The organism is Rhizobium sp. BK512 (assembly GCF_014194915.1).
In the GTDB taxonomy this organism is placed as follows: domain Bacteria; phylum Pseudomonadota; class Alphaproteobacteria; order Rhizobiales; family Rhizobiaceae; genus Rhizobium.
This window is the reverse complement of the sequence record NZ_JACIAS010000004.1, coordinates 99,837-125,728: the sequence shown is the minus strand read 5'-3', so window position 1 is coordinate 125,728 and position 25,892 is coordinate 99,837. Positions and strand designations below refer to the sequence as shown.

The following is a 25,892-nucleotide window of genomic DNA, read 5'->3' as shown; positions in this document are numbered from 1 at the left end:
ATGAGCGGTACCCTCGTCCTCGTTCGCCACGGCCAGAGCGACTGGAATCTCAAGAATCTTTTCACCGGCTGGAAGGACCCTGATCTGACCGAGCTCGGCATCCAGGAAGCCACGACCGGCGGCCAGGCGCTTGCCGACTATGGCATCAAGTTCGATATCGCCTTCACCTCCGCGCTGGTGCGCGCGCAGCACACCCTGAAGCTCGTCCTCGACAAGGTCGGCCAGCCTGATCTCGAGACGATCCGCGACCAAGCGCTGAACGAGCGCGACTACGGCGACCTCTCCGGCCTCAACAAGGACGATGCCCGTGCCAAGTGGGGCGAAGAGCAGGTGCATGTCTGGCGCCGCTCCTATGACGTTCCGCCTCCGGGCGGCGAAAGCCTGCGCGACACCGGCGCCCGCGTCTGGCCTTACTATCTGACGGAAATCCTTCCGCGCGTCCTGCGCGGCGAAAAGGTGCTGGTTGCCGCGCACGGCAATTCGCTGCGTTCGCTGGTCATGGTTCTCGACAAGCTCACCCGCGAACAGGTTCTGTCGCTCAATCTCGCGACCGGCGTGCCGATGGTCTACAAGCTGAAGGCCGATTCCACCGTCGCTTCCAAGGAAGTGCTCGGCGACATGTCCGGCGCGCACTGAGCACGATCAGGCATCGATAAGGTTCAAGGCCGGGCTCGCGCCCGGCCTTTTCGTTTTCAGTCTTCGCCATATTCAGTTCTCGATGGTGAACTGGACGCGGTCGGCGGCAAAGCGGCTGATGGAATATTGCACCGGCACGCCTTCCAGATCGGTGTTCATCGCCTTGGTGATCAACAGGACGGCGCCCGGTGTCAGCTCGAGATCGGCGATATCGCCGGCGTCGGCGTGGGTGGCAGTGATCTCCGTGGTGGCGCGCACATAATCCGACAGGCCAAGTACCGCGAAAGCCTTGGTGATGGACTCGGTCTTCCTGTAGATCTCGCCGATGCCGGCAAAACGTGAGGCAGGGAACCAGCTCGTCCCGCGCGCGACGGGCCGTTTATCCGCATCACGCACCGTTTCCAGCCGGATGACCGGTGTACCCTCGGCCACGCGCAACCAGCGGGCCACTTCGGCATCGGCCACTTCTTCTGCATGGCCGAGCAGGAGCGCGTGTGTCTCGCGTGCCTGATCTCTGAGACCGTCGGTGAAACGGGTACGGCGGCTGATCGGAAAATTCAGGCGCTCCTTGCGCTCGATCAGCGTGCCGCGGCCCTGCACCGCGCGCACGATGCCTTCCTGGGCAAGGGCTGCGAGTGCGCTGCGGACGGTATGCCTGTTGACGCCGAACTGCAGCGCCAGAACGGTTTCCGGCGGCACCATGCCCGTCTCGTCGTAGGCGCCGCGGCTGATCGCCTCGCGGATCCTGTCGGCGATCTGCCGCCACAGCGCCACCCCTGTCTGCCGCTGCACCTGCTTTATTCCTGCCATTGCACCCCTGCTCATCTTCGGGCTCGGCCAATTTCGGTCGCGCCGTGTCACACGCTTGTCACCTCGCCGATTTAGGGATAGGTATAGCTTGTATGGTTGTCTATATCAATAGACATTTCAAGGAAAAGATGATGACGGCAGCGGAGAAGACGGTAGCTGCGGCGCGAACGGATGACGGGCGTAAACGCACCGTCGATCTGCTCGCCCGCGCCGAGACACAGGAATTGCTGGCAGCGTGGGATGCGCTGGCGGAAAAGCCGGTGGTGCAGCCGGTGCGTGGCCCGGAAACCGGCCTCGTCATGGTCCGCGGCCGCATCGGCGGCGGCGGAGCGCCCTTCAATCTCGGCGAAGTGACGGTGACACGCGCAACGGTGCGCCTCGCCTCCGGCTCCGTCGGACATGCGCAGGCGCTCGGTACCGACCGTGAGAAGGCGCGGCTTTCAGCCATCTTCGATGCGCTCTGGCAGGAAGAGGCGACCAAGAGCTTCGTCGAAGAAAACCTGCTTTCGCCGATCGCTCGGCGGATCGGCGACGACGTCAACCGCAAGGCTGAGGAAACGGCTGCGACCCGCGTCGATTTCTTCACCATGGTCCGGGGAGAAGATTGATGAGTGCCAAGACCGATGTTCTGACCGGCGGCTTTGTCGAGCCGGTCTTCCAGGCCCAGAGCGTGTTCAAGATGCTGATGGACGGCATGGCCCGGCCCGGCACGATCCAGACCGTAACACCCGACATCGTGCCACCGGCACCACTCGGCATTGCCGCCGGCGCGATCGGCCTGACGCTCTGCGACCATGACACCCCGGTCTGGCTTTCCGCGGGGCTTGCCAAGTCTGCAATTCCCGAGTGGCTCGGCTTCCACACCGGCGCGCCGCTGACTGCCGAAAAGGCCGAAGCGCGTTTCGCCTTCATCGAGGCGGGCACGATGCTTTCCACCTTCGGCCTTTTTGCTGCGGGCACTCAGGAATATCCCGACCGTTCCACGACTGTCGTGATCGAACTTGCCGACCTCGAAGGCGGACGCCGTCTCGCCCTCATGGGGCCGGGAATCCAGAGCGTGACCGAGATCGCGCCTGTCGGCCTGCCGGAAACCTTCCTGCGCCTCTGGACGGAAAACCGCGCGCTCTTTCCACGCGGCGTCGACATCGTGCTGACGGCGGGCAAGCGCTTCCTTTGCCTGCCGCGCACCACCAAGATCACAGCAACGGAGATCTGAGCTCATGTATGTTGCCGTCAAGGGTGGCGAGGCCGCCATCGCCAATGCTCACCGCCTGCTCGCCGACCGCCGGCGCGGCGACCGCTCAGTGCCGGCCATCGGCATCGAGCAGATCGTCGAACAGCTGGCGCTCGCCGTCGACCGCGTGATGGCCGAAGCCTCGCTCTATGACCGGACGCTCGCAGCCCTTGCCGTGCGCCAGTCGCGCGGGGACATGATCGAGGCGATCTTCCTGCTGCGCGCCTATCGTACGACGCTACCGCGCTTCGGCTATTCGAAGCCGCTCGACACCGCCAAGATGCAGATCGAGCGCCGTATTTCAGCGACCTATAAGGATCTTCCGGGCGGGCAGCTGCTTGGGCCCACCTTCGACTACACGCACCGCCTGCTCGATCCCTCGCTGCTTTCGGATGAGGCCGTGGAAGAGCCGGCGCTGCGGGAGGCGGAGAGCGGCCGCGTCATGCGCGTTTCCGAGATCCTCGGCCAGGAAGGGCTGATCGAGAACGACGGCGAACTGCCCGAGGACCACGAGACGGGCGACCTGACGCGCGAGCCGATGGAATTCCCGATGACCAGGGATCTTCGCCTGCAGGCGCTGGCCCGCGGCGACGAAGGCTTCCTTCTGGCGCTCGGCTATTCCACCCAGCGTGGCTACGGCCGCAACCACCCCTTCACCGGTGAAATCCGCATCGGCGAGGTCGAGGTGGAGTTCGACGTACCGGAACTTGGCTTCGCCGTCTCTCTGGGACCTATCCAGCTCACCGAATGCCAGATGGTCAACCAATTCAAAGGTTCGGCCAAGGCGCCGCCACAGTTCACCCGCGGCTACGGCCTGGTTTTCGGCCAGAGCGAGCGCAAGGCGATGGCCATGTCTCTCGTCGATCGTGCGCTGCGCGCCGAAGAGCTTGGCGAGGATATCACCGCGCCGGCGCAGGACGAGGAATTCGTCATTTCCCATTCCGACAATGTGCAGGCGACCGGTTTCGTCGAACACCTTAAGCTTCCGCATTATGTGGACTTCCAGGCCGAACTCGACCTCGTCCGCCGCATGCGCCGCGATTTCGAAGCCGCCCGCGACAGCGGCGAGACCCAAAAGGAGGCCGCCGAATGAGTGATCTAGCCACCTACAATTTCGCCTATCTCGACGAACAGACCAAGCGCATGATCCGCCGCGCCATCCTGAAGGCGATCGCCATTCCCGGCTACCAGGTTCCCTTCGCCAGCAGAGAAATGCCGATGCCTTACGGCTGGGGAACCGGCGGCGTGCAGGTGACGGCGGCCATCATCGGGCCTGATGACGTTCTCAAGGTCATCGACCAGGGCGCCGACGACACGACGAACGCCGTCTCCATTCGCGCCTTCTTCCAGAAAGTCGCCAATGTCGCCGTCACGACCCATACCAAGGACGCGACGATCATCCAGACGCGCCATCGCATCCCCGAGGAAAAGCTCGGGACCGGGCAGGTTCTCGTCTACCAGGTGCCGATCCCGGAACCGCTGCGCTTCCTCGAACCGCGCGAAACCGAGACACGCAAGATGCATGCGCTGGAAGAATACGGCCTCATGCATGTGAAGCTCTACGAGGATATCGCCCGCAACGGTCGCATCGCCACGACCTATGCCTATCCGGTGAAGGTCAACGGCCGCTATGTCATGGACCCCTCGCCGACGCCGAAATTCGACAATCCGAAAATGCACAAGTCCGAGGCACTGCAGCTCTTCGGTGCCGGTCGCGAAAAGCGCATCTATGCGGTGCCGCCCTATACGGATGTCGTCAGCCTCGATTTCGAAGACCATCCCTTCGAGATCCAGCGCTTCGGCAAGCCATGCGCGCTCTGCGGCGCGGAGGAAGTCTATCTCGACGAAGTGATCCTCGACGACAAGGGCGGGCGCATGTTCGTCTGCTCCGACACCGACTATTGCGACGACCGCCGAGCACATGGACATGCCGGCGAATTGCTGGCCCGGGAGGCTGCAGAATGACCGAAACACCGCTTCTCAAAGTCAGCGACCTCTCGAAATTCTACGGCAACCGCATCGGCTGCAAGAATGTCTCCTTCGAGCTCTGGCCGGGCGAAGTGCTCGCCATCGTCGGCGAATCCGGCTCGGGCAAGACGACGCTGCTCAACTGCATTTCTACCCGGCTGATGCCGACGACCGGCAGTGTCGAATATCACATGCGCGACGGCAGCTACCGCGACCTTTACCACATGAACGAGGCCGAGCGTCGCTTTCTGATGCGCACCGACTGGGGCTTCGTGCACCAGAACCCGGCCGACGGACTGCGCATGACGGTCTCGGCCGGCGCCAATGTCGGCGAACGCCTGATGGCGATCGGCGATCGGCACTATGGCAAGATCCGCTCCACCGCAATCGACTGGCTGGAGCGCGTCGAAATCGACGCCGGCCGCATCGATGACCAGCCGCGCGCCTTTTCCGGCGGTATGCGCCAGCGCCTGCAGATCGCCCGCAACCTCGTCACCGGCCCGCGCCTCGTGTTCATGGATGAGCCAACCGGCGGTCTCGACGTTTCGGTGCAGGCACGCCTCCTCGATCTGGTGCGCGGCCTCGTCAACGATCTCGGTCTCTCGGCCATCATCGTCACGCACGATCTCGCCGTCGCCCGCCTCCTGTCGCACCGAATGATGGTGATGAAGGACGGCCACGTCATCGAGCAGGGTCTGACCGACCGTGTGCTGGACGACCCGCGCGAGCCGTATACCCAGCTCCTCGTTTCCTCGATCCTGCAGGTTTAAGAAAATGGCAACGCCTCTCGTCGTTTCAGAAGTCGCCAAAAGCTTCACCATGCACCTGCGCGGCGGCCTCAAGCTGCCGGTCGTCTCGGATGTCTCCTTCTCGGTGGCATCGGCCGAATGCGTCGTGCTCGGTGGCCCATCGGGCATCGGCAAAAGCTCGCTGCTCAAGATGATCTACGGCAATTATGCCGTCGACAGCGGGCAGATCCTCGTCAACCACAAGGGCAAGATCGTCGATCTGGCCGCCGGCGACCCGCGCACCGTCCTGGACGTGCGGCGCCACACGCTCGGTTACGTCAGCCAGTTCCTGCGCACTGTGCCGCGTGTTGCGGCCCTCGACGTCGTCGCCGAGCCGCTGCTTGCACGCGGCGAAGCGGCCGACAGCGCCCGCGAAAAAGCAGCAAGCCTGCTCGAAAAGCTCAACCTGCCGGAAGCCCTCTGGCAGCTGCCGCCCTCCACCTTCTCGGGCGGCGAACAGCAGCGCGTCAACATCGCCCGCGGCTTCATCACCGATCACACGATCCTGCTGCTCGACGAGCCGACCGCCTCGCTCGACGCTAAGAACCGTGCCGTCGTCGTCGGCATGATCGAGGAAAAGAAGAAGGCGGGCGTCGCTTTGCTCGGCATCTTCCACGATGAGGAAGTGCGTGAAGCCGTTGCCGACCGCATTCTCGACGTCCAGCAATTCTCTCCGCGAAAGGCGATCGCAGCATGAGCCGCAAGCTGGGCATCGAGCCCTATTTCCATGAAACCGCCGCCGTCTCCAACTCGACCTTCGGCCGCTACACGGAAGTTTCCGAGCGCTGCCGCATCAGCGAAGCGGAGTTCGGCGACTATTCCTACATCATGCAGGACGGCTCGATCTGGTGCGCGACGATCGGCAAGTTCGTCAACATCGCCGCCGCAGTGCGTATCAACGCAACCAACCATCCGACCTGGCGAGCGACGCTGCACCACTTCACCTACCGCGCCGTCGATTACTGGCCGGATGCCGACATGGAAAGCGAATTCTTCGAATGGCGCCGCTCCAACCGGGTCGTCATCGGCAATGATGTCTGGATCGGTCATGGCGCCACGATCCTGCCCGGCGTGACCGTCGGCAACGGGGCCGTCATCGGCGCGGGGGCCGTCGTCTCGAAGGATGTCGCTCCCTACACGATCGTCGGCGGCGTGCCGGCCAAGCTCATCCGAGAGCGCTTTCCGAGGGAGATCGGCGAGCGCATGGACAGGCTTGCCTGGTGGAACTGGGAACACGACCGGTTGCGCGGCGCACTGCCTGATTTCCGGGCACTTGGCGCCGAAGACTTCCTTTCGCGCTACGGCGGCTGAGCCGAATGTTGCGGGGCAGAGTTTTGTGACAGGACTTACACAAAACTGACACGCGAGGTTCATGAAGCGGGACTAATGCGATCCCAGAAGCAAGCCTGAAATGCGAGGGAAGAGCATGATGTTCGAACTGAAGAATGTCACACGCCGGTTCGGAAAGAAGCTCGCTGTCGACTCCGTAACGCTGGACATTCCTCAGGGCCAGATGGTCGGCATCATCGGCCGGTCGGGCGCCGGCAAGTCCACGCTGCTGCGCATGATCAACCGCCTGCAGGAACCTTCCTCCGGCACCATCCATTTCGGCGGTGTCGAGGTTTCCGGCCTTCGCGGTCAGGCGTTGCGCAACTGGCAGCGCGACTGCGCAATGATCTTCCAGCAGTTCAACCTCGTCCCGCGCCTCGATGTGCTGACCAACGTCATGCTCGGCCGCCTGAACCACCGCTCGACGATCCTTAGCCTGCTCAACGTCTTCAGCCGTGAAGAGCGCATCCAGGCAATCGCAGCGCTCGAGCGCCTCGGCATCGAGCAGACGGCGCTGCAGGCAGCGGGCACGCTTTCGGGCGGCCAGCAGCAGCGTGTGGCGATCGCCCGCGCGCTGATGCAGAACCCGAAGATGGTTCTGGCCGACGAGCCGATCGCCTCGCTCGACCCCCTGAACGCCAAGATCGTCATGGATGCCCTACGCGACATCAACGAGCGTGAGGGCATCACCGTCATCACCAACCTGCACACGCTCGATACGGCCCGTAGCTACTGCGAACGCATCGTCGGCATGGCAGGCGGCCGCGTCGTTTTCGACGGCAAGCCTTCCGAACTCACCACCGGGGCCGTGAAGGAAATCTATGGCACGGACAAGGACGGTGCGGGCATCGACGAAACGATGACCTCGACCGCAATCAATATCGCTCCGGAAGGAGCCGAAAACCAATCCGCCGGCACCCAACCGCTGGCGCTGGCCGGTCTGTGAGAGGGGCGGCCGCGATCGAATGCCCGCGTCAAGGGCAGATTTCTTCGTACCAAAACGACCGGGCGCCCGGTCATTCAGGAGAGAACCCATGTTGAAGAAAGCACTTTTTGCGGCTACGGCGATCCTGTCGCTCGCAGCCGGCGCTGCCAATGCCGCTGACCTCAAGGAATTCCGCGTCGGCATCCTCGGCGGCGAAAACGAAACCGACCGCCTGCGCAACTATGCCTGCCTTGCAGACCACCTGAAGCAGGAATTCGGCTTCGAGAAGGTTTCGCTCTTCCCGGCCGCCGACTATGACGGCGTTATCCAGGGCCTCCTCGGCGGCACGCTCGACTTCGCTGAACTCGGCGCTTCCGGCTACGCATCCGTTTACATCAAGGACCCGAAGGCTGTTACGCCGATCCTGACGACGCAGCAGAAGGACGGCTCCACGGGTTACTACTCGATCGGTCTCGCCCTGAAGTCTTCCGGCATCAAGACGATCAAGGACGCCAAGGGCAAGAAGCTCGGCTACGCCGATCCGGATTCCACCTCGGGCTATCTCGTTCCGCTGACGCAGATCCCGAAGGACACGGGCATGCCGAACGACAAGTTCTTCGCTTCCACTCAGTTCAACGGCGGCCACGAGAACAACCTGCTCGCTGCTTACGACGGCAAGGTCGACGTTGCTGTTGACGATAGCTCGGGCATCGGCGACTTCAAGGACGGCTACACCTCCGGTACCTTCCGCAAGGAAGTCGACAAGGGCGCCGTCGATCCGAACAAGCTCGTTGAAGTATGGCGTTCGCCGCTGATCCCGAACGGCCCGCTCGTCGTTCGCAACGCTCTCGGCGAAGAGTGGCAGAAGAAGCTCACCGCCTTCTTCACGGCCCTGCCGGAGAAGGACCACAAGTGCTTCGCAGCTATCGAAGGCGGCGACTACAAGGGCTACGCCCCGGTCAAGCACGACTTCTACAACGCTGTCGTAGAAGTTCGTAAGGCTGCTATCGGCGGCTGATTGCGCCATCCGTATACGGGGCGGCCGGCAACGGCCGCCCTTTTTCTTGTGACTACAGCGCCGCGCGTCAGACGCGCAAAGGACGCTGTAGAACTCTAAATTGCTGCATAATTTCATCCTTAAATCGAGCCCGATTAAGGAATTATGCAGTAGGCGGGGCGTTCATGACTATTGCCGATACACAGCAGCATGTGCCGATGCAGAGCACGCAGGAAATCGCCACCGCTTGGGACAGGATGATCGCCAGGCGGCGTTTCTATACTGCCCTTGGTCTGGTGATCCTCATCGCCGCCTTCGTCAGCTCCGTACGCTTTGCCGATGAAAGCAATGCCGGTCACTTCTTCGAACGCCTGCCGCATCTGTTCGATTTCCTGAGCTGGCTTATCCCGAAAGACTGGACCGATGTCTGGCGCGCGCTTTTCGATATTGCGAGCCCGAACGACAAGGGTGGCGAAGAATTCAATTTCGCCAATGGCCGCGTCTATGTCTGGGGCAGCTTCTACATTCCTGAGTATTTCGAGCTGATGATCATCACGATCAATATCGCGCTCGTTTCGACCATCATCGCCTTCATCTTCGCCGTTCCGCTTAGCTTCTTTGCTGCACGCAATCTGACGAAGAACTGGCCGCTGCGCATCTTTACAAAGCGCATCATGGAATTCCTGCGCGCCTTCCCAGAAATCGTCATCGCCGGCCTGTTTTCGGCGATCCTCTCGATCGGACCGGTGGCCGCCATCATCGCGATCACGCTCCACACGATCGGCGCACTCGGCAAGCTCTTCTATGAAGTCGCCGAAAACATCGACATGAAACCGGACGAAGGCATGCGCGCCGTCGGCGCGAACTGGCTGGAGCGGGTGCGTTTTGCGGCGCTGCCGCAGGTCATGCCGAACTATGCGTCCTATGCGCTGCTGCGCCTCGAGATCAACGTGCGCGCTTCGACCATCATCGGCGCCGTCGGCGGCGGCGGTATCGGTGAAGAGCTCAAGCTTTCCATTTCCCGCGGTTTCGGCGCGAAAACCGTGGCGCTCGTGCTGCTGCTCTTCGTGACGATTGTCGCTGTCGACCAGTTCTCCGCCTGGCTGCGCCGCCGGCTCGTCGGCGAACACGCCTTCCTCCTGCAACATTGAGGCTGCCATGACGGTCATCGACGCAAACCGCATGCATGAGATCGAAACGCGCTATCCGGAATATTTTCACAAGTCGTTCCGCCAGCGTTTCGGTGGTCTCCTCATTGTTCTCGCAACAATCCTCTACGGCTTTTATGCCGTCTGGTTTTTCGACCTGCCGAAGCTCATCGCCGAAGCCCACTGGGAACGCTTCGGCATCTATATGAGCCAGTGGATCAGCTATGACGTGCAGCCGGAATTCCGTATCCAGGACGATGGCACGATCCAGACGCGCTACCCGCGCTTCTCACCGCTTGGCGACGATCCGCATCCGGATTGGCTGAAAACCAACACGGACGGCAGCATCACTGTTCTCGTCGGCGGCAGCGGCCGCACAGTGACGGTCAGCAAGAGCCAGACGACGATCGTTGCCCATGGCATGACGGTGCCGGTCGATGTCAGCAGCGGCGCACCGAAAGTCGTCGGTCCGGTTCCTGGCTGGATGACGGTCTATGACGACAACGTGCTTGCCAATCTCGGTTTTGCGGGGGATGTCAGCATTTCCGTCGACCGCGTGAAAGTGCGCAAGCGATTTATCGGCTGGGCGAACTTCGTCTTCGATACGCAGTCGCCCTTCTTCGACAAGCCGGCAAGCGAGGTCATCAGTCTCATCGTCTCCGGCCCGCGTATCCATCCCGATCAGTCGAACCTGTCGCTTGCTTTCGACAATATCTGGAACAACAGCGAATGGCAGCATGGCGATGTCTGGACCAAGCTGTTCCAGACGATCGTGATGGCCTTCCTCGGCACGTTGCTCGGTTCGCTCGCGGCCTTCCCGCTCGCCTTCATGGCAGCGCGCAACATCACGCCAAACAGGTTCCTGAACCAGGCCCTGAAGCGCTTCTTCGACTTCCTGCGTTCGGTCGACATGCTGATCTGGGCACTGTTCCTGACGCGCGCCTTCGGCCCCGGTCCTCTTGCTGGTTCCGGCGCCATCTTCCTCACGGAGACAGGCACGCTCGGCAAGCTCTACTCGGAAGGTCTCGAGAATATCGACAACAAGCCGCGCGAAGGCGTGAAGTCGACGGGCGCCTCGACCGTGCTGGTGCATCGCTACGGCATCATGCCGCAGATCGTTCCTGTTATCGTCAGCCAGACGCTCTATCAGTGGGAATCGAACGTACGCGGCGCGACGATCATCGGCGCCGTTGGCGCCGGCGGTATCGGTCTCAAGCTCTGGGAAGCCATGCGCACCAATTCCAATTGGGAAAACGTCGCATACATGGTCATCCTGATCCTGATCGTCGTCTTCCTGTTCGATACCGCATCGAATGCACTGCGCCATCGCCTGATGGGCACTAAGGCCGGCCACTAAGCCCGATCAAATGATGATGACGGCCCGCCGTCATCATCATTCTGTCATGGAAATCTTTTAGCCGGAGCGTGCTTGCGGTTCACCGCCAAATCAATGCACATTGCGCTCCCCATTCGGACGATCTCCAGGATAAAAGCCTTGCGCTACGCTCTCTATTTTTCGCCGTCTAAGGATCATTCCCTGACGGATGCGGCCTCTGTCTGGCTCGGCCGCAATGCCTTTACCGGCGAGACCTATCCTGCACCCGAATACAAGACATTGCCGTCAAACGAACAATTCGAACTGACCGCCGATCCGCGCCGCTACGGCTTCCACGCGACGATCAAGGCGCCCTTCGAGCTTGCCTCCTCCGTGACCGAAAAGGACCTGATGGCGGTCGTCGAAGATTTTGCCGCCAAGACGCCGGCCTTTGAAATCCCCGAGCTGGTGCTCGGACAGCTCGGTCGCTTCTTCGCACTTGTTCCGGGTTCGCTGCACCAGCCGCTTCAGGATTTCGCCGCAAAGGTGGTAAAGTCTTTCGAGCCATTCCGGGCGGCACTCTCCGAGGCCGATATTATCAGGCGCAAACCGGAAAGGCTCTCCGAGAGCCAGCGCAATAATCTCATGCGCTGGGGCTATCCATATGTCATGGATGACTTCGGCTTCCATATGACGCTGACCGGTCAGGTGCCGGAAGAGCGCGCGGAAGTGATGAAGGCGATCCTGACGGAGCGTTTTGCAGCTTTCACCGGCAGGCCGCTTCACATTTCCGGCCTTGCCATCTTTAGCGAGGAGGCGCGCGGCGCGCCTTTCAAAGTCCACACATGGCTGCCTCTTGCTGGCGCCAAAAGCTGAAAGATTTCCTGACATGAGCAAAGAAACCGTTCTTTCAAATGCCCGTATCGTTCTCGAGGACGATATCCTTTCGGGTTCTATCCTGATACGCGACGGCAAGATCGCCGATATTTCAAAAGGCATTTCGGTAGCCGGCGAAGACTTTGAGGGCGACTACATCATTCCTGGACTCGTCGAGCTGCACACGGACCATCTGGAAGGCCATTATTCGCCGCGTCCGGGCATCCGCTGGAACAAGACGGCGGCCATCCAGGCTCATGACGCGCAGATCGTCACCTCGGGCATCACCACGGTCTTTGACTGCCTGCGCATGGGTGCTGACGAAGACGGCGGCTTCGAGCACGGCGAGATGCGCGAGATGGCCGATGCCATCCAGTCCGCCGAAAAGGAAGGGCGCCTGCGCGCCGAACATCTCCTCCATCTGCGTTGCGAGGTTTCGGCCGACAACGTGCTGCAGCACTTCGCGGATTTCGAAAACGATCCTTATGTCGGTCTCGTCTCGCTGATGGACCATGCGCCGGGCCAGCGCCAGTTCCAGACAATGGACCAGTACATCTTCTACTATCAGAAGAAGCGCGGTCTTTCCGACGAGGAGTTTGCCCGCTTCTGCGCCAGACGCATCGCCGAGTCCGATCGCAATTCGACGCCAAATCGCGACGCGATCTCCAAGGTCTGCGCCGAACGCGGCATTACCGTCGCAAGCCATGACGATGCCACATCTGCCCATGTCGATGAGGCGATCGAAAACGGCGTTCGCCTGGCCGAATTCCCGACCAGCATCGACGCAGCCCGGCTGTCGCACGAGAACGGCATGAGCGTTCTGATGGGCGCGCCGAACATCGTGCGCGGTAAGTCGCATTCCGGCAATATTGCCGCGCGTGATCTAGCGCAGCTCGGCGTTCTCGACGTGCTTTCGTCCGACTATGTGCCGCTCAGCCTGCTTCATGCGCCCTTCATTCTTGCCGACGAGGTCGAGGGCATTACCTTGCCGAAGGCAATTGCAATGGTGACGGCAACGCCAGCACGCACCGTCAGCCTCAACGATCGCGGCCGCATCGAAACCGGCCTGCGTGCCGATCTCGTCCGCGTCCACCGTTCACATGGCGTGCCGGTGACGCGTTCCGTCTGGCGTGAAGGACGCCGCGTCGCATGATGATGTCACACGAACCCCATCCGGGCGCTGGTGCCGAACGCGGCATCATGGTCGTCGTCGTCGGCCCGAGCGGGGCTGGCAAGGACACGCTGATGAACCTTGCGGCCCGGCATTTCGATCGCCGCGAAGACGTGCATTTTGCCCGCCGTGTTATCACTCGCGATGGCGATGCCGGTGGGGAGGATCACCTCGCCGTTTCGGATGCCGGTTTCGCATCGATGGAGCAGTCCGGCGCCTTTGCCGTCTGGTGGGAGGCGCACGGCTTGAAATATGCAATTCCGGCGGAGGTTTCCGTTGCACTTTCCAGGGGTCACCTCGTCGTGGCCAATGGCTCGCGCTCGGCCCTGCACCGTTTCCAGGCTGCTTTCCCGCGGCTAAAGGTCATTAATGTGACGGCCCGCCCGGAAGTGCTGGCCGGCCGCCTGGAGGCGCGCGGCCGCGAGACGCACGAGGACATCATGGCCCGCCTCGCACGCGGCCCGCTGACGGTGCGCGGCGATTACGATGTCGTGGAGCTCGACAATAGCGGCTCGCTGGAAGAGGCCGAGCGCAAGATGGTCGACATCCTAGATGGCTTCCTGAAGGAAATCGTCTAAACGAGGCAGGAAACGAGAATGGCCATTCGTGTCGTCCGCTATGACCCGGAATGGCCGTCTCTCTTCCGCCGGATCGTCGGCGAACTGGAGCCGTTTCTTGCCGATCTCGCCCCCGTCTTTCATCACGTCGGCAGCACATCGGTGCCCGGATTGGCGGCAAAGCCGAAGATCGACCTGCACGCTGCCTTCGCTAATGCGGATGTGCTTCCCGAAGCAATCGAGCGCGTAGATTCGCTTGGCGCCTTCACCTTCCATGGCGACAAATACCAACAGCAGACCTGGACCTTCACCAGCGGCAAGGGCTCCTACGGCGCACGACTATATCTCTGCTCGGCGAACAATGTCGTTTTGCGAGACCGGCTCGCGTTTCGGGACTATCTACGCTCGCACGCGGAGCGCGCGAACGCCTATGCCGCCCTTAAGATGAAACTCATGGGCGAGGCCAATGACGACTGGGATTATTATACCGGCGGCAAGCGTAACTTCGTGCTCGAGACGCTGCGGCTGGCCTCCGAAGAAGGATAGCCAGCCGCGCTCCGATTATTCGTTGTCGCCGCGGCCCGAGACGATCTCGCGTTTACCGACATGGTTTGCCGGGCCGACCAGCCCTTCCTTCTCCATGCGCTCGACGAGCGAAGCTGCTCTGTTGTAGCCGATGCCGAGGCGGCGCTGGATATAGGAGGTCGAGCACTTCTTGTCGCGCAGGACGACCTTGACGGCCTGCTGGTAAAGCTCGTCGCCATCCTCGGCACCCATGGCGCTCTTGTCGAAGACGGCGCCGTCCTCTTCGTCCTCGGCTTCTTCATCCTCGCCGGCCGTGACCGTATCGAGATATTCCGGCCGACCCTGCGTCTTAAGGTGTGCCACGACCTTCTCGACTTCGGCATCGGAAACGAAGGGACCATGGACACGGGAGATGCGGCCGCCACCCTGCATATGCAGCATGTCACCCTGGCCGAGCAGCTGTTCGGCACCCTGTTCGCCGAGGATCGTGCGGCTATCGATCTTCGAGGTCACCTGGAAGGAGATGCGGGTCGGGAAGTTCGCCTTGATCGTGCCGGTGATGACATCAACCGAAGGACGCTGTGTCGCCATGATGAGATGGATGCCGGCAGCACGCGCCATCTGCGCAAGCCGCTGGATCGCGCCTTCGATCTCCTTGCCGGCAACCATCATCAGGTCGGCCATTTCGTCGACGATGACGACGATGTAGGGCATCGGTGCAAGGTCCAGCTCCTGCTGTTCCTCGATCGGCGCACCGGTCTGCCGGTCGAAGCCGACCTGGACCATGATATGGATGGTCTCGCCCTTCTCACGGGCCAGGAAGACGCGGCCATTATAACCGTCGATATTGCGCACGCCGAGACGCGACATCTTGCGATAGCGCTCCTCCATCTCGCGCACCGCCCATTTCAACGCCATGACGGCCTTCTTCGGATCGGTGACGACGGGTGTCAGCAGATGCGGAATGCCGTCATAGACGGAGAGTTCCAGCATCTTGGGATCGACCATGATGAGGCGGCACTGTTCCGGCGTCATGCGGTAGAGCAGCGACAGGATCATCGTGTTGATGGCGACTGACTTGCCCGAGCCGGTGGTGCCGGCAACGAGCAGATGCGGCATCTTCGCGAGTTCGGCGATGACAGGCTCGCCGCCGATCGTCTTGCCGAGGCCGAGCGCCAGCTTGTAGCCGCTCTTGTCGAAATCGTCGCTCTCGATCATCTCGCGGAAATAGACGGTTTCGCGCGTCGCATTCGGCAGTTCGATGCCAATGACGTTGCGGCCGGGAACGACAGCCACGCGGGCAGACAGTGCCGACATGGAGCGGGCGATATCATCGGCAAGGCCGATGACGCGGGATGATTTTACGCCGGGCGCCGGCTCGAATTCATAGAGGGTGACGACCGGACCGGGGCGGACATGGATGATCTCACCCTTGATGCCGAAATCCTCCAGCACGCTCTCCAGGAGGCCGGCATTCTGTTCCAGCGTTTCCTGCGACATGATCTCGCCGAGCCGCTCCGGCGGCTCCTGCAACAGGGCACGCGGCGGGAATTCGTAGCCCGATGCATCAACCTTCTCGACGATCATGCGGGCAGAGCGAACCGGGGACAGTGCAGGTGCGGTGATCTCGACGCGCGATGCGGGCGGTGCTTCTGCCGGTGCCTGGTTCGACTGGACCACAGGCGCCTGTATTTCCGGGGTCTGAACCATCGGACCTTGGGCGACGGGAGCTGAAGCGACCGGAGCCGGAGCAACGCGTACTGCCGGAGGGCGCGCGGGGCGGGCCGGCGCTGACGTTACGGGCAGCGATGCGCGCGGCGCCACCGGCGCCGGGTTATGTCGGCCCGGGCGCCATTCCATGATGCGGAAGCGCGAGGTGATCGATTCTGATTCGACCTGCTGCAACGCGATGACCGGAGTACGCGACGGACCGGCATCGGTCTCCTCGAAGGCCATGACCTCCCAGAAGGCGAAATCCGAAATGGAGGAAAGTTCTGTCGCCGCGCGTAGCGTCGTTTCGACGGCAATTGCTGCAACGGGCTGCAGCTGAGGTTCCGGCTGCGGCGCGACTGGTTCAGCCATTTCGGGCAGGTAAATATCGAAGGGTACGTTCACCGCGATCGGCGCGCGCATCTGCGGTGCCGCCAGGGGCTGCGGCACTGCTACCGCCTGCGGGGCAGGCACAACAATTTCCTCGCGGACAGGCTTCTCCGGCGCGTGGCGCTTGCTGATCAGCGTTTCCGGGGTGCGGGTGAAGCGGACATTCGGGGCGAGCGAGAAATTGCTCTGCCAGAGCGGCGGAATCGGCTTTTCGCCTTCATATGCCACAGTGGCTTCTTCCACGTGATGGTCAGCTTCAAGTCCCGAAGAAAACTCTTCGGCGTCCGTCAAATTGGTTCTGGGAAAACGCATGCGACAGCTACTCACTCACGTCTGGTAATTTCTGACATCCTTCCGGATAGAAAATGAAGGTTAATAAGTTCCTTCCAGCAGTCCCGTTGCGGGACGGCTAAAAAGATGAAACATCATCAATTTCATAGGCTTGATGAGAAAGGAAAAATCTTTGGCCGAATGAGACAAGCGTCCTAAAGCACGCCGCGATCTTCCAGATTCGCTTGTCGCGCTTCAAGCCATTGTTTTCGCACGTCGTTATCGCAAAACCGCTGCGCACTTTTGCGCGACATGCCTTAGTGCGCTTCGTCCCAATTGGTCGCGGAGCGAGCGTCGACCCGAAGCGGCACGCGCATTTCCAGCGCCGGCGAGGTGGCGTTTTCCATGACCGAAACGATGATCGGCGTCGCCTTTTCGACCTCTTCGTCTTCGACCTCGAAGATCAATTCATCGTGCACCTGCAAGAGCATGCGCACCCTATCGGCAAGGCCGGCCTCGGCGAGCGCCGGCTCGATCTTGATCATGGCGCGGCGAATGACATCGGCGGCCGAGCCCTGGATCGGCGCGTTGATGGCGGCCCGTTCGTTGAAGGCGCGGACCGAAGGATTGGACGAGCGAATCTCCGGATAGTTGATTCGGCGGCCGAAGATCGTCTCGACGTATCCCTTGTCGCGGGCCATCTGCTTGCGGCTTTCCATGTAGTCGCGGATGCCGGGAAAGCGCTCGAAATATTTCTTGATGTAGTCGCCGGCTTCCGATCGCTCGATAGAAAGCTGGTTGGCGAGGCCGAAGGCGGAGATGCCGTAGATGATGCCGAAGTTGATGGCCTTGGCGCGGCGACGCACCTCGCTCGGCATGCCCTCGACGGGCACGCCGAACATTTCGGAGGCGGTCATGGCGTGGATGTCGATGCCGTCCTCGAAAGCGCGCACGAGCTGGGGAATTTCGGCGACATGGGCCAGCACGCGCAGCTCGATCTGGCTGTAATCGGCCGAGATCAGCTTGTGGCCGGGCGACGAAATGAAGGCGGTGCGAATCTTGCGGCCTTCGGCAGTGCGCACCGGAATGTTCTGAAGGTTCGGCTCCGAAGAGGAAAGGCGGCCTGTCGTCGTCGACGCCAGCGAATAGGAGGTGTGCACCCGCTTCGTTTCCGGATGGATGTAACCCGGAAGCGCGTCCGTGTAGGTCGATTTCAGCTTGGTGAGCTGGCGCCAGTCGACGATCTTGCGGGGCAGATCGAAGCCGGCCGCCGCAAGGTCTTCCAGCACGCTTGCCGAGGTCGACCACTGGCCGGTCTTTGTCTTGGTGCCACCGGCAAGACCCATCTTCCCGAACAGGATGTCGCCGAGCTGCTTGGGAGAGCCGATATTGAACCTCTCGCCGGCGAGCTGATAGATTTCATCCTCGTACCTGGCTGCACCCTGAGCCAGTTCGCCCGAGAGGCGCGACAGGATCTGGCGGTCGACAGTGATCCCTCGTTCTTCCATGCGCGCAAGAACGGGCACGAGCGGACGTTCCAGGCGCTCATAGACGCGTGTCAGCTGGGTGGCGGCAAGGCGCGGCTTCAGCACCATCCACAGGCGCAATGTCACTTCGGCATCTTCGGCTGCATAGTGTGTCGCGCGTTCGATATCGACGAGGTCGAAGGTGACGTTCGACTTGCCGGAGCCAGCGACGTCCTTGTAGGCGATCGGTGTGTGACCGAGGAATTTTTCAGACAGCGGGTCCATGCCGTGCGCGCCGGTGCCGGCGTCGAGCACGTAGGATATCAGCATCGTGTCGTCGAAACTCTTGGTCTCAACGCCATAACGTTTCATCAGCAGATAGTCGTATTTCAGATTCTGAGCGACCTTGAGGATCGATTCATCCTCCAGCAGCGCCTTCAGCCGCGACAGCGCATCGCGCATCGGGATCTGGTTGTCGGCGAGACCGCCACCGAGAAGGTCGCCAACGCCAGTCTTGTGACCGATCGGCACATAGGCGGCGCGAATGCGTATGCCGGTCGGATCGGCGGTGTTATCGGCGATCGCCAGGGAGAAGCCAACGAGTTCGGCCTGCATGGCGTCGAGCGAAGTCGTTTCCGTATCGAAGGCAACGAGTCCGGTATCGCGCGCAGCGGCGATCCATTGATCGAGAGTCGCAAGGTCGCGAATCGTCACATAGGAAGAATGATCGAACGGAAGGGTCGCGAACGCCTCGGCGCGCGCCTTGGCAAGATCGGCAGGCGCAAACGTGCCTTCGACCGCAGTTTTCGCCTTTGCGCGTGGTGGAACGGCCACGGCTTCGCCATTCACTTTGGGTACCACGCCAGCGACAGGTTCCGGCTCGGCTGAATCGAGGTCCGGCCCATGCGCATCCGCGCCCCATTCGACCTTTACGAAGGCCGGGTCGATCTCGCTGGCGTCACAATTGCAGAACTCCGCAACACGGCGCGTCAGCGTGGTGAATTCCATGGTTTTCAGGAAACCGATCAGCTTGGGGCCGTTCTGCGGTTCGAGGACGAGCGCGTCGAGATCGAGCTCCAACGGTACGTCGGTGCGCAGGCGCACGAGTTCGCGGGACAGCTTCGCCTTGTCGATGTTTTCGAGAATGGTCAGGCGGCGCTTTTCCTGCTTGATCTCATGGGCACGCTCAAGAAGCGTATCGAGATCGCCATATTCGGCGAGAAGCTGGGCTGCCGTCTTCGGGCCGATGCCGGGGATGCCGGGAACATTGTCGACGGAATCGCCGGTCATCGCCTGCAGGTCGATCATCTTTTCCGGCGGCACACCCCATTTCTCGATCACATCGGGGATGCTGATCTGCTTGTCCTTCATGCTGTCGTACATGTGGACATTCGGGGTGACGAGCTGCATCAGGTCCTTGTCGGAGGAGACGATCGTCACGTCGGCGCCGACCGCTTCAGCCTGGCGGGCATAGGTCGCGATAATATCGTCGGCCTCGAAACCTTCCGTCTCGATGCAGGGCAGATTGAAGGCGCGTGTCGCCTCGCGGATCAGGCCGAACTGAGGCACCAGCTCTTCGGGCGGCGCCGAACGGTTCGCCTTATAGGCGTCATAGAGATCCTTGCGGAAGGTCTTCGACGAGTAGTCGAAAATGACGGCGAGGTGGGTGGGCGTGGCAGCCACATCGGTACCACGTGCATCCCTCAGCAGCTTCCAGAGCATGTTGCAAAAACCGGAGACAGCGCCGACCGGCAGGCCGTCGGATTTGCGCGTCAGAGGAGGCAGTGCATGAAAGGCCCGGAAGATGAAACCCGAACCGTCGATAAGGAAGAGATGATCGCCTTTTTTCATGGCAGCATGGATAGCGCGGCGGCCCTTCAAGGTCCATATAAACTTGGTTGCGCAAAAAGATTCCGCCTCACCAAACTGTTACTAATTTGTAATAGGTGGTTTTTTCTCTTTCCCTTGAAAAACCACATTCTCCATCACAAATCAAAGTCACCGGCGTTTGATCGCGCCGCGGGTCTGATAGCCGGCTTGTCCCCCGCCCGCGTCAGGCTTGGACAAAGGCCTCATCCCCCTCTCCGGGCCTTTGTCCTCACTTTCAAGCCGCCATGGCCTTCCTCCAGGCCTTGGCGGCTTTGTTTTTTGCGCAATTCGCTGCGGCACTCAAAATTTGAGAACTTCGTTCCTATTTTTTGATGGATCGTATGCGATTTGTTGCATTGTCTACCGAGCGATTTTGAGCCTAACTTACAATCATGGGATTTAATCGAATGGATTCCGGCGCCTACCTTGCCAGCCAGCTGGCGAAGGGTTTTGCCCGCTCGCTGCATCAGCGCGCGGCAGGGCTCGGTTTTTCTCCCGGACAGTTCCCTATCCTTCTGGAGCTTTGGGCCGAGGACGGGCTGACGCAGAAACAGCTTCTGGAGCGCGTCGATATCGAACAGGCGACGATGGCCAACACGCTCTCACGCATGGTGCGAGACGGGTTGATCGAGCGGCGTCCGCATCCTACCGACAAACGCGCGCAGCTAATCTTTCTGACAGAAAAAGCCAGGGCAATGGAGGCGCAAGCCATCGACACGGCGCGCGAGGCCGACCTTGCGCTGTTCAAGGGTTTTCGGGTCTTCGAACGAGAGCTGATGCTCGAATATATCCGGCGGCTGATCCAGAACGCCAAGGCGCTCTGACTTCACTCTGCCGCCGCGCGGTCGCGCTTTGCTTGCGTCACCTCTGCTTCGGTATTTGCCGAAAGGAAGTTTTCGCGAGCGGCGAGCTTGATACTCGGCTCGATATCCGGCTTTCCAAGCAAGAGCCCCTGCAACTGGGTACAGCCTTCTTCCACGACGATCTGACGTTGCATCTCTGTTTCGACGCCTTCGGTGACAACAGGCATGCCGAGACTATGCCCCAGCCCGATGATGGCGCGGACGATCGAGCGAGCGCCGGCATCATGCTCCAGTATGCCGGTGAAGCTGCGGTCGACCTTGATCTTGTCGAAAGGGAAGGAACGCAGGTTGGAAAGCGAGGAGAAGCCAGTGCCGAAATCGTCCATGACGATGCGCACTCCGAGGTCGCGCAGGCGCTGAAGCGTGTTCATGACCCGGTTGCGATCGCGTATGAGCGCCACTTCGGTGATCTCCAGTTCCAGGCGTTCCGGCGCGAGGTCCGCCTCCTTGAGAATCTCAGCCACCCGCTGACAAAGATTGGGCAACAGAAACTGAACCGGGGAGACATTGACGGCGATCGATAGCGGCTGCGGCCAGCGGGCTGCCTCCATGCAGGCTTCGCGCAGGATCCATTCGCCGAGCTGGACGATCGAGCCGCTTTCCTCGGCGATCGGAATGAAGATATCCGGCTCGCTCATGCCGTGGCCCGGCCGGTTCCAGCGCATCAAGGCTTCATAACCGTTGATCTCACCGCTGCGCGCATCGAGGATTGGCTGATAGCTTACATGGAGCTGATTGCGGGTGATGGCGTGGCGAAGCTCGTGTTCGATCTGGCGACGGGCACGCACCGACTCGTCCATTTCGGCGTCGAAGAAGCAGGCTGCGCCGCGCCCGGCATGTTTGATGCGATAAAGAGCTGTATCGGCATTGTTGCAGAGCTCTTCGGCCGAGTCTCCATCCGCTGGATAGATCGCGATGCCGATGCTCGCGCCGACGGCCGTCGGATCGCGGGCAGTATCCATCTCGGCCGCGAATTCGTCGATGATACGTCGCGCAAGGCGATGGGCCGCGTCGGGTTGCTGCTTGCTCGGCTGGACGATGGCGAATTCGTCGCCGCCAAGTCGCGCGATCGTATCATCCTTGTCGACGCAGCGTTTGAGGATCGTGGCGACCTTGCGCAGGATGCGATCACCTTCGGCGTGACCGAAAATATCGTTGACGGCCTTGAAGCGGTCGAGATCGATACAGAAGACGGCGACCTGCGTTCGCTTGCATTCGGCGACCTGCAGAGCCTGGCGAATGCGCGTATCGAAAAGCGAACGGTTCGGCAGGTCCGTCAGAACATCATGATGGGCGAGATGCTCGATCATCTCTTCGGCGCGCTTGCGTTCGGTCAGATCGCGGACGACGAGAACGTCGCAATGGCGTCCGCGATAGACGATCCGCCGCATGACAACCTCGACGGGGATTTCCCTCTCATCCTTGGCGATCAGCAGCATTTCTTCATGCTCGCTCTCCCGCTCAGCATGAATGAGAGCCGGCACGGACGAGGGAATGTTGCCCGTGAGTTCCGAGAGCTTCCAGCCTGAGAGGGCCAGGAAGCGTTCATTGGTGTCGATGATCTTGCCTTCTCGCAGGATGACGAGTCCCTCCTGCGAGACATTGGCGAGGCCGCGAAGATCAGTGAGATGGCTTTCCAGGAAGACCGCGCCGAAGGCCATGAGGATGAGACCGGTGGCGACAGCCATCACGATTACGGCAAGCACCTGGGGCTGAAGCGTCATCGCCGGCACCTCGCGCGTCGGGTCCGACACCAGTGCAATGCTGCTCATCGAGATGAAATGCAGCGTGCAGATCGCCAGCACGAAGGCGCCGGAGGATGCGGCAAAGCGCTTCATGCCTTTCAGCTTGAAGAAGGCGAGGAAGGCAATTGTTGCCAGAGCCGCGCAGGAGCAGAAAGCGACGACCGACATAAAGGCATCATAGACGACGATGGCCTGGGCCTCGATCGCCTGCATGCCAGTCATATGCATGGCCATGATGCCAAGCGCCATCAGCACACCGCCGAAGGCGAAAGAATAACTCCGGCCCTCCGACGCGATCAGGATGGCTACCCAGGCGCCGAAAATCGACAGGAATACAGAGAGAAACGTGAGACCCAGATCGTAGCTGATCGGCATGCCGCCGTCATAGGCGAGCATGGCGATGAAATGCGTAGCCCATACGCCGACACCGCAGGCAAAGGCTGACGTGGCGATCCACAGCTTGCGCTGTCCGGCGTCGCATTCCTGGGCACGGAAGAGAAGGAGCATTGTCGTCAGGCTGCCGACGAGACAGACAATTGCGGCGGCAATGACCAGTCGCCAGTCGTGGTTGTCTCTGATGCAGGCAATAACTGAGAACATTCGCCACCTCGAAAATCCACCTCGGCGCGAGATTATTTAGAACATGCTAAATAACTGTAAATTGCATTAGCGATGCCTACTTCAGCCTTTCGGCATTTGGCGCCAACAAAAAAACTTGAAAATTTGACGCTCGAAACGGCAGCCGATTGGGTCTATCGTCCGGCCGAATTTCAGAAGGAGTCGGAAATGACCGAACTAAATCCTATCCTTGCGCGTGCGGACCAGAATCTCGATTCAAGCCTCGAAAAGCTGTTCGAGCTCTTGCGCATCAAGTCGATCTCGACCGATCCGGCCTACAAGGCTGAATGCCGCAAGGCAGCCGAATGGCTGATCGCCTATCTCAAGACGCTTGGCTTTGACGCCTCGGTTCGCGACACGCCCGGCCACCCGATGGTGGTCGCCCATCACGAGGGTGCCTCTGCCGATGCGCCCCACGTCCTGTTCTACGGTCACTATGACGTGCAACCGGTCGATCCGATCGAGCTCTGGGAAAACGACCCTTTCGATCCCGCCGTCAAAGATGCCGGCAACGGCCGCAAGATCCTGACCGGCCGCGGCACCTCCGATGACAAGGGCCAGCTGATGACCTTCGTGGAGGCCTGCCGCGCCTACAAGGAGATCAACGGCGCCCTTCCCTGCCGCGTCACCATTCTTTTCGAGGGCGAAGAAGAGTCCGGATCGCCGTCGCTGAAGCCGTTCCTCGAAGCCAATGCCGCCGAACTCAAGGCCGATTACGCCCTCGTCTGCGACACCAGCATGTGGGATCGCGATACCCCGGCAATCGCAGCTGCGCTTCGCGGCCTCGTCGGTGAAGAAATCGTGGTGACAGCCGCCGACCGCGACCTGCATTCCGGCCTGTTCGGCGGTGCCGCGGCCAATCCGATCCATATTCTCGTGGAGGCGCTGGCCGGCCTGCATGACGAAACCGGGCGTATTACACTTCAAGGTTTCTACGACGGTGTGGAGGAAACGCCTGCCAACATCAAGGCATCCTGGGAGGCGCTCGGCAAGTCGGCGGAAAACTTCCTCGGCGAAGTCGGCCTCTCCATTCCCTCAGGCGAAAAGGGCCGCTCGGTCCTGGAACTCACCTGGGCGCGACCGACGGCCGAAGTCAACGGCATTTGGGGTGGCTATACCGGTGAAGGCTTCAAGACCGTCATTGCTGCGAAGGCATCGGCAAAAGTCTCTTTCCGGCTGGTCGGCACGCAGGATCCGGCAGCGATCCGTGAGAGCTTCCGCAACTACGTTCGCTCGAAGATCCCCGCCGACTGCTCTGTCGAGTTCCACCCGCATGGCGCCTCCCCGGCCATTCATCTTTCCTATGACTCGCCTGTTCTGACCAAGGCGCGCAATGCGCTCTCCGACGAATGGCCGAAGCCTGCCATTGTCATCGGCATGGGCGGCTCTATCCCGATCGTCGGCGATTTTCAGAAAATGCTCGGCATGGAATCCCTTCTCGTGGGCTTCGGGCTTTCCGACGACCGTATCCATTCGCCGAACGAAAAGTACGACCTGGCCTCCTACCACAAGGGTATCCGCTCCTGGGTGCGCATCCTTGCTGCACTGAAGGCTTGAAACAAAAAAGGCGTGCCTGCGATCTTCGCGGCACGCCATCCGAAATCTGCAAACAAAAAGGCCGGGCAAACCGGCCTTCCGTTATCCGCCTCATCTCAGTGCCAGTACATCCGTGGTCAAAGGAGAAGCGGACAAAGCACAGCCAGACTGATCTCGAAAAGTTTACAGCCGGTAAACGGCCGATCCAACCAGATCGCGGAAATGATGCAACAGATGATGCGCACGACATTTCCGGGCTGCGATTTCTGAAACAGAATATCGGAAGCCGCCTTTCACATTTCAAGGCCCATGGAAAACCTTGATTCCCGTTCAAGCTGCCTTCATCCTGCCCCCTCTTATAAGCCTTTGAAAGAAAACCGAAATCCGTGCGGCGTGACCTATGCCGCAGACGGTCTATCTTTGATTTTCCGGGTAAACCTGCCTCCCGATGCGGGTCGCCCATCGTTTATTGCGAGGAGTAAGAGGTGAAAGTGAAAACCCTGGTGCGACGTGGAATTCTATGGCGGTCGCGGGTGGGTCTCAGGCCAATATGTCCAGACGATCTATGAACGGCGCCGTATCTGTGTCGGTCCGCAATATTATCGTCCGCTCAGCATTCCGACGGTCACCTTCAGCGTCGGCCCCTATTGGGATCACTACTACCGCAACCTCGACTTCTATCGTGAACGTGACCGCTGGCGCCGCGGACCGGACTATTATTACCGCGATCGCGGTCCCCATCGCCCCTGAAACAAAAAGGACCCGACGCATCTGGTGATACGCCGGGCCTGATATCGATCGGCACGTGTTGAGGGGAGACGGCCGATCTTGGCGGGACGTGAGGGGTTTGTCCCGCTCATCATAGAACTGCGGGCAAGCCTATTGGTTCCCTCACCAGCCGGAAGATATGTGGCGCTGTGTCGCGCATCCGCGCATAGGGGCCGAGCAGCATCTTCAGCCGGCTCTCGTCCATCCAGTCGAGACGGTGATGCTGCGCAAAAGCATGCACGCTCCAGACTTCGCGCGGGCGTGCCTCATCCATTCTGACGGGATCAATCGTCATGTTCTGCCTGGATATTGCGCATTGCGCTTCTTCGATGCGCAGAAGTCGCGGCGATATATGTCGGTTTTGGGGCGGTCACATGA

General features: G+C 60.9%; 23 protein-coding genes and 1 pseudogene. 19 read left to right on the top strand and 5 right to left on the bottom strand.

The features are described from left to right. The gene (locus tag FHX06_RS15825; protein ID WP_112542810.1) at window positions 1-636 is read left to right on the top strand and encodes a 2,3-bisphosphoglycerate-dependent phosphoglycerate mutase; all 636 of its coding nucleotides are present in this window, start codon (window positions 1-3) and stop codon (window positions 634-636) included. A gap of 72 nt (window positions 637-708) precedes the next feature. Here the strand turns inward: FHX06_RS15825 and phnF are convergent, their stop codons facing one another. Beyond that, on the bottom strand, window positions 709-1,446 hold the full coding sequence (gene phnF / locus FHX06_RS15820) for a phosphonate metabolism transcriptional regulator PhnF (RefSeq protein WP_113203509.1): 738 nt from the start codon (window positions 1,444-1,446) through the stop codon (window positions 709-711). Between the two features lie 131 nt (window positions 1,447-1,577). On the opposite strand from phnF, the gene phnG reads away from it, so the two are divergent. From phnG to FHX06_RS15745, 15 genes are all read left to right on the top strand, one after another. Then, on the top strand, window positions 1,578-2,054 hold the full coding sequence (gene phnG, locus FHX06_RS15815; RefSeq protein ID WP_029616446.1) for a phosphonate C-P lyase system protein PhnG: 477 nt from the start codon (window positions 1,578-1,580) through the stop codon (window positions 2,052-2,054). Next, window positions 2,054-2,662 carry a phosphonate C-P lyase system protein PhnH gene (gene phnH / locus FHX06_RS15810; protein ID WP_113211192.1) on the top strand — a complete coding sequence of 203 codons (609 nt, stop codon included), beginning with the start codon at window positions 2,054-2,056 and terminating at the stop codon, window positions 2,660-2,662. Before phnG ends, phnH begins: the two co-directional genes overlap by 1 nt. Window positions 2,663-2,666: 4 nt before the next feature. Beyond that, window positions 2,667-3,773, top strand: coding sequence for a carbon-phosphorus lyase complex subunit PhnI (locus FHX06_RS15805; protein ID WP_113211191.1), 1,107 nt, complete (start codon window positions 2,667-2,669; stop codon window positions 3,771-3,773). Then, window positions 3,770-4,645 carry an alpha-D-ribose 1-methylphosphonate 5-phosphate C-P-lyase PhnJ gene (locus FHX06_RS15800; RefSeq protein ID WP_113203512.1) on the top strand — a complete coding sequence of 292 codons (876 nt, stop codon included), beginning with the start codon at window positions 3,770-3,772 and terminating at the stop codon, window positions 4,643-4,645. Before FHX06_RS15805 ends, FHX06_RS15800 begins: the two co-directional genes overlap by 4 nt. Further along, a complete protein-coding gene (gene phnK / locus FHX06_RS15795; protein WP_018114984.1) occupies window positions 4,642-5,418 on the top strand; it encodes a phosphonate C-P lyase system protein PhnK in 777 nt (258 codons plus the stop codon). The genes FHX06_RS15800 and phnK overlap by 4 nt, the downstream gene beginning before the upstream one ends. A 4-nt stretch (window positions 5,419-5,422) precedes the next feature. Continuing rightward, window positions 5,423-6,133: a phosphonate C-P lyase system protein PhnL gene (gene phnL / locus FHX06_RS15790; protein ID WP_183879993.1), complete on the top strand. Its 711-nt coding sequence runs from the start codon at window positions 5,423-5,425 to the stop codon at window positions 6,131-6,133. Continuing rightward, complete coding sequence (locus tag FHX06_RS15785; RefSeq protein WP_113211190.1) at window positions 6,130-6,747, top strand: DapH/DapD/GlmU-related protein; 618 nt, start codon at window positions 6,130-6,132, stop codon at window positions 6,745-6,747. The genes phnL and FHX06_RS15785 overlap by 4 nt, the downstream gene beginning before the upstream one ends. A gap of 118 nt (window positions 6,748-6,865) precedes the next feature. Beyond that, on the top strand, window positions 6,866-7,711 hold the full coding sequence (gene phnC / locus FHX06_RS15780; RefSeq protein WP_183880289.1) for a phosphonate ABC transporter ATP-binding protein: 846 nt from the start codon (window positions 6,866-6,868) through the stop codon (window positions 7,709-7,711). An 88-nt stretch (window positions 7,712-7,799) separates the two neighbouring features. Then, the gene (gene phnD, locus FHX06_RS15775; protein WP_007813929.1) at window positions 7,800-8,708 is read left to right on the top strand and encodes a phosphonate ABC transporter substrate-binding protein; all 909 of its coding nucleotides are present in this window, start codon (window positions 7,800-7,802) and stop codon (window positions 8,706-8,708) included. A 164-nt stretch (window positions 8,709-8,872) separates the two neighbouring features. After that, window positions 8,873-9,838 carry a phosphonate ABC transporter, permease protein PhnE gene (gene phnE / locus FHX06_RS15770; RefSeq protein WP_029868827.1) on the top strand — a complete coding sequence of 322 codons (966 nt, stop codon included), beginning with the start codon at window positions 8,873-8,875 and terminating at the stop codon, window positions 9,836-9,838. Between the two features lie 7 nt (window positions 9,839-9,845). Then, complete coding sequence (phnE, locus tag FHX06_RS15765) at window positions 9,846-11,192, top strand: phosphonate ABC transporter, permease protein PhnE (RefSeq protein WP_113211188.1); 1,347 nt, start codon at window positions 9,846-9,848, stop codon at window positions 11,190-11,192. A gap of 138 nt (window positions 11,193-11,330) precedes the next feature. Then, entirely contained in the window at window positions 11,331-12,026 is a 696-nt protein-coding gene (locus FHX06_RS15760) for a DUF1045 domain-containing protein (RefSeq protein WP_113211187.1), read from the top strand. 13 nt (window positions 12,027-12,039) lie between these two features. Then, window positions 12,040-13,179 carry an alpha-D-ribose 1-methylphosphonate 5-triphosphate diphosphatase gene (locus FHX06_RS15755; protein WP_112542817.1) on the top strand — a complete coding sequence of 380 codons (1,140 nt, stop codon included), beginning with the start codon at window positions 12,040-12,042 and terminating at the stop codon, window positions 13,177-13,179. Continuing rightward, window positions 13,179-13,775, top strand: a complete 597-nt coding sequence (gene phnN / locus FHX06_RS15750) for a phosphonate metabolism protein/1,5-bisphosphokinase (PRPP-forming) PhnN (RefSeq protein WP_112970258.1) — start codon at window positions 13,179-13,181, stop codon at window positions 13,773-13,775. Before FHX06_RS15755 ends, phnN begins: the two co-directional genes overlap by 1 nt. Before the next feature lie 18 nt (window positions 13,776-13,793). After that, the gene (locus FHX06_RS15745) at window positions 13,794-14,300 is read left to right on the top strand and encodes a GrpB family protein (RefSeq protein WP_113211186.1); all 507 of its coding nucleotides are present in this window, start codon (window positions 13,794-13,796) and stop codon (window positions 14,298-14,300) included. A gap of 15 nt (window positions 14,301-14,315) precedes the next feature. Here the strand turns inward: FHX06_RS15745 and FHX06_RS15740 are convergent, their stop codons facing one another. Further along, window positions 14,316-16,691, bottom strand: a complete 2,376-nt coding sequence (locus tag FHX06_RS15740) for a DNA translocase FtsK (RefSeq protein ID WP_113211185.1) — start codon at window positions 16,689-16,691, stop codon at window positions 14,316-14,318. Window positions 16,692-16,966: 275 nt separating this feature from the next. Further along, complete coding sequence (polA, locus tag FHX06_RS15735) at window positions 16,967-19,966, bottom strand: DNA polymerase I (RefSeq protein ID WP_112542893.1); 3,000 nt, start codon at window positions 19,964-19,966, stop codon at window positions 16,967-16,969. Between the two features lie 425 nt (window positions 19,967-20,391). Here polA and FHX06_RS15730 point away from each other — a divergent pair, with 425 nt between their 5' ends. After that, a complete protein-coding gene (locus tag FHX06_RS15730; protein WP_112542820.1) occupies window positions 20,392-20,808 on the top strand; it encodes a MarR family winged helix-turn-helix transcriptional regulator in 417 nt (138 codons plus the stop codon). 2 nt (window positions 20,809-20,810) lie between these two features. On the opposite strand, the gene FHX06_RS15725 is transcribed toward FHX06_RS15730, so the two are convergent. Continuing rightward, window positions 20,811-23,192 (bottom strand): EAL domain-containing protein, encoded by a 2,382-nt coding sequence (locus tag FHX06_RS15725; RefSeq protein ID WP_183879991.1) that lies wholly within the window; start codon window positions 23,190-23,192, stop codon window positions 20,811-20,813. 186 nt (window positions 23,193-23,378) lie between these two features. On the opposite strand from FHX06_RS15725, the gene FHX06_RS15720 reads away from it, so the two are divergent. Together FHX06_RS15720 and FHX06_RS15715 are read left to right on the top strand one after the other, a co-directional pair. Continuing rightward, the gene (locus FHX06_RS15720; protein ID WP_113211460.1) at window positions 23,379-24,767 is read left to right on the top strand and encodes a dipeptidase; all 1,389 of its coding nucleotides are present in this window, start codon (window positions 23,379-23,381) and stop codon (window positions 24,765-24,767) included. Window positions 24,768-25,247: 480 nt separating this feature from the next. Beyond that, window positions 25,248-25,478, top strand: a pseudogene (locus FHX06_RS15715) (SH3 domain-containing protein); the annotation flags it as partial. 127 nt (window positions 25,479-25,605) lie between these two features. On the opposite strand, the gene FHX06_RS15710 reads toward FHX06_RS15715, so the two are convergent. Beyond that, window positions 25,606-25,809, bottom strand: coding sequence for a hypothetical protein (locus FHX06_RS15710; RefSeq protein ID WP_113211183.1), 204 nt, complete (start codon window positions 25,807-25,809; stop codon window positions 25,606-25,608). Window positions 25,810-25,892 lie beyond the last annotated feature (83 nt).

What these genes read in the sequence shown, in the direction of transcription:
- FHX06_RS15720 (WP_113211460.1), top strand. Translation starts at nt 23,379, where the DNA reads ATGACCGAACTAAATCCTATCCTTGCGCGTGCGGACCAGAATCTCGAT.
- FHX06_RS15725 (WP_183879991.1), bottom strand. Translation starts at nt 23,192, where the DNA reads ATGTTCTCAGTTATTGCCTGCATCAGAGACAACCACGACTGGCGACTG.
- FHX06_RS15800 (WP_113203512.1), top strand. Translation starts at nt 3,770, where the DNA reads ATGAGTGATCTAGCCACCTACAATTTCGCCTATCTCGACGAACAGACC.
- polA (WP_112542893.1), bottom strand. Translation starts at nt 19,966, where the DNA reads ATGAAAAAAGGCGATCATCTCTTCCTTATCGACGGTTCGGGTTTCATC.
- phnD (WP_007813929.1), top strand. Translation starts at nt 7,800, where the DNA reads ATGTTGAAGAAAGCACTTTTTGCGGCTACGGCGATCCTGTCGCTCGCA.
- FHX06_RS15710 (WP_113211183.1), bottom strand. Translation starts at nt 25,809, where the DNA reads ATGACGATTGATCCCGTCAGAATGGATGAGGCACGCCCGCGCGAAGTC.
- phnC (WP_183880289.1), top strand. Translation starts at nt 6,866, where the DNA reads ATGTTCGAACTGAAGAATGTCACACGCCGGTTCGGAAAGAAGCTCGCT.
- FHX06_RS15740 (WP_113211185.1), bottom strand. Translation starts at nt 16,691, where the DNA reads ATGCGTTTTCCCAGAACCAATTTGACGGACGCCGAAGAGTTTTCTTCG.
- phnF (WP_113203509.1), bottom strand. Translation starts at nt 1,446, where the DNA reads ATGGCAGGAATAAAGCAGGTGCAGCGGCAGACAGGGGTGGCGCTGTGG.
- FHX06_RS15805 (WP_113211191.1), top strand. Translation starts at nt 2,667, where the DNA reads ATGTATGTTGCCGTCAAGGGTGGCGAGGCCGCCATCGCCAATGCTCAC.
- phnG (WP_029616446.1), top strand. Translation starts at nt 1,578, where the DNA reads ATGACGGCAGCGGAGAAGACGGTAGCTGCGGCGCGAACGGATGACGGG.
- phnL (WP_183879993.1), top strand. Translation starts at nt 5,423, where the DNA reads ATGGCAACGCCTCTCGTCGTTTCAGAAGTCGCCAAAAGCTTCACCATG.
- FHX06_RS15755 (WP_112542817.1), top strand. Translation starts at nt 12,040, where the DNA reads ATGAGCAAAGAAACCGTTCTTTCAAATGCCCGTATCGTTCTCGAGGAC.
- FHX06_RS15730 (WP_112542820.1), top strand. Translation starts at nt 20,392, where the DNA reads ATGGATTCCGGCGCCTACCTTGCCAGCCAGCTGGCGAAGGGTTTTGCC.
- FHX06_RS15785 (WP_113211190.1), top strand. Translation starts at nt 6,130, where the DNA reads ATGAGCCGCAAGCTGGGCATCGAGCCCTATTTCCATGAAACCGCCGCC.
- phnK (WP_018114984.1), top strand. Translation starts at nt 4,642, where the DNA reads ATGACCGAAACACCGCTTCTCAAAGTCAGCGACCTCTCGAAATTCTAC.
- FHX06_RS15745 (WP_113211186.1), top strand. Translation starts at nt 13,794, where the DNA reads ATGGCCATTCGTGTCGTCCGCTATGACCCGGAATGGCCGTCTCTCTTC.
- phnN (WP_112970258.1), top strand. Translation starts at nt 13,179, where the DNA reads ATGATGTCACACGAACCCCATCCGGGCGCTGGTGCCGAACGCGGCATC.
- phnE (WP_029868827.1), top strand. Translation starts at nt 8,873, where the DNA reads ATGACTATTGCCGATACACAGCAGCATGTGCCGATGCAGAGCACGCAG.
- phnH (WP_113211192.1), top strand. Translation starts at nt 2,054, where the DNA reads ATGAGTGCCAAGACCGATGTTCTGACCGGCGGCTTTGTCGAGCCGGTC.
- phnE (WP_113211188.1), top strand. Translation starts at nt 9,846, where the DNA reads ATGACGGTCATCGACGCAAACCGCATGCATGAGATCGAAACGCGCTAT.
- FHX06_RS15825 (WP_112542810.1), top strand. Translation starts at nt 1, where the DNA reads ATGAGCGGTACCCTCGTCCTCGTTCGCCACGGCCAGAGCGACTGGAAT.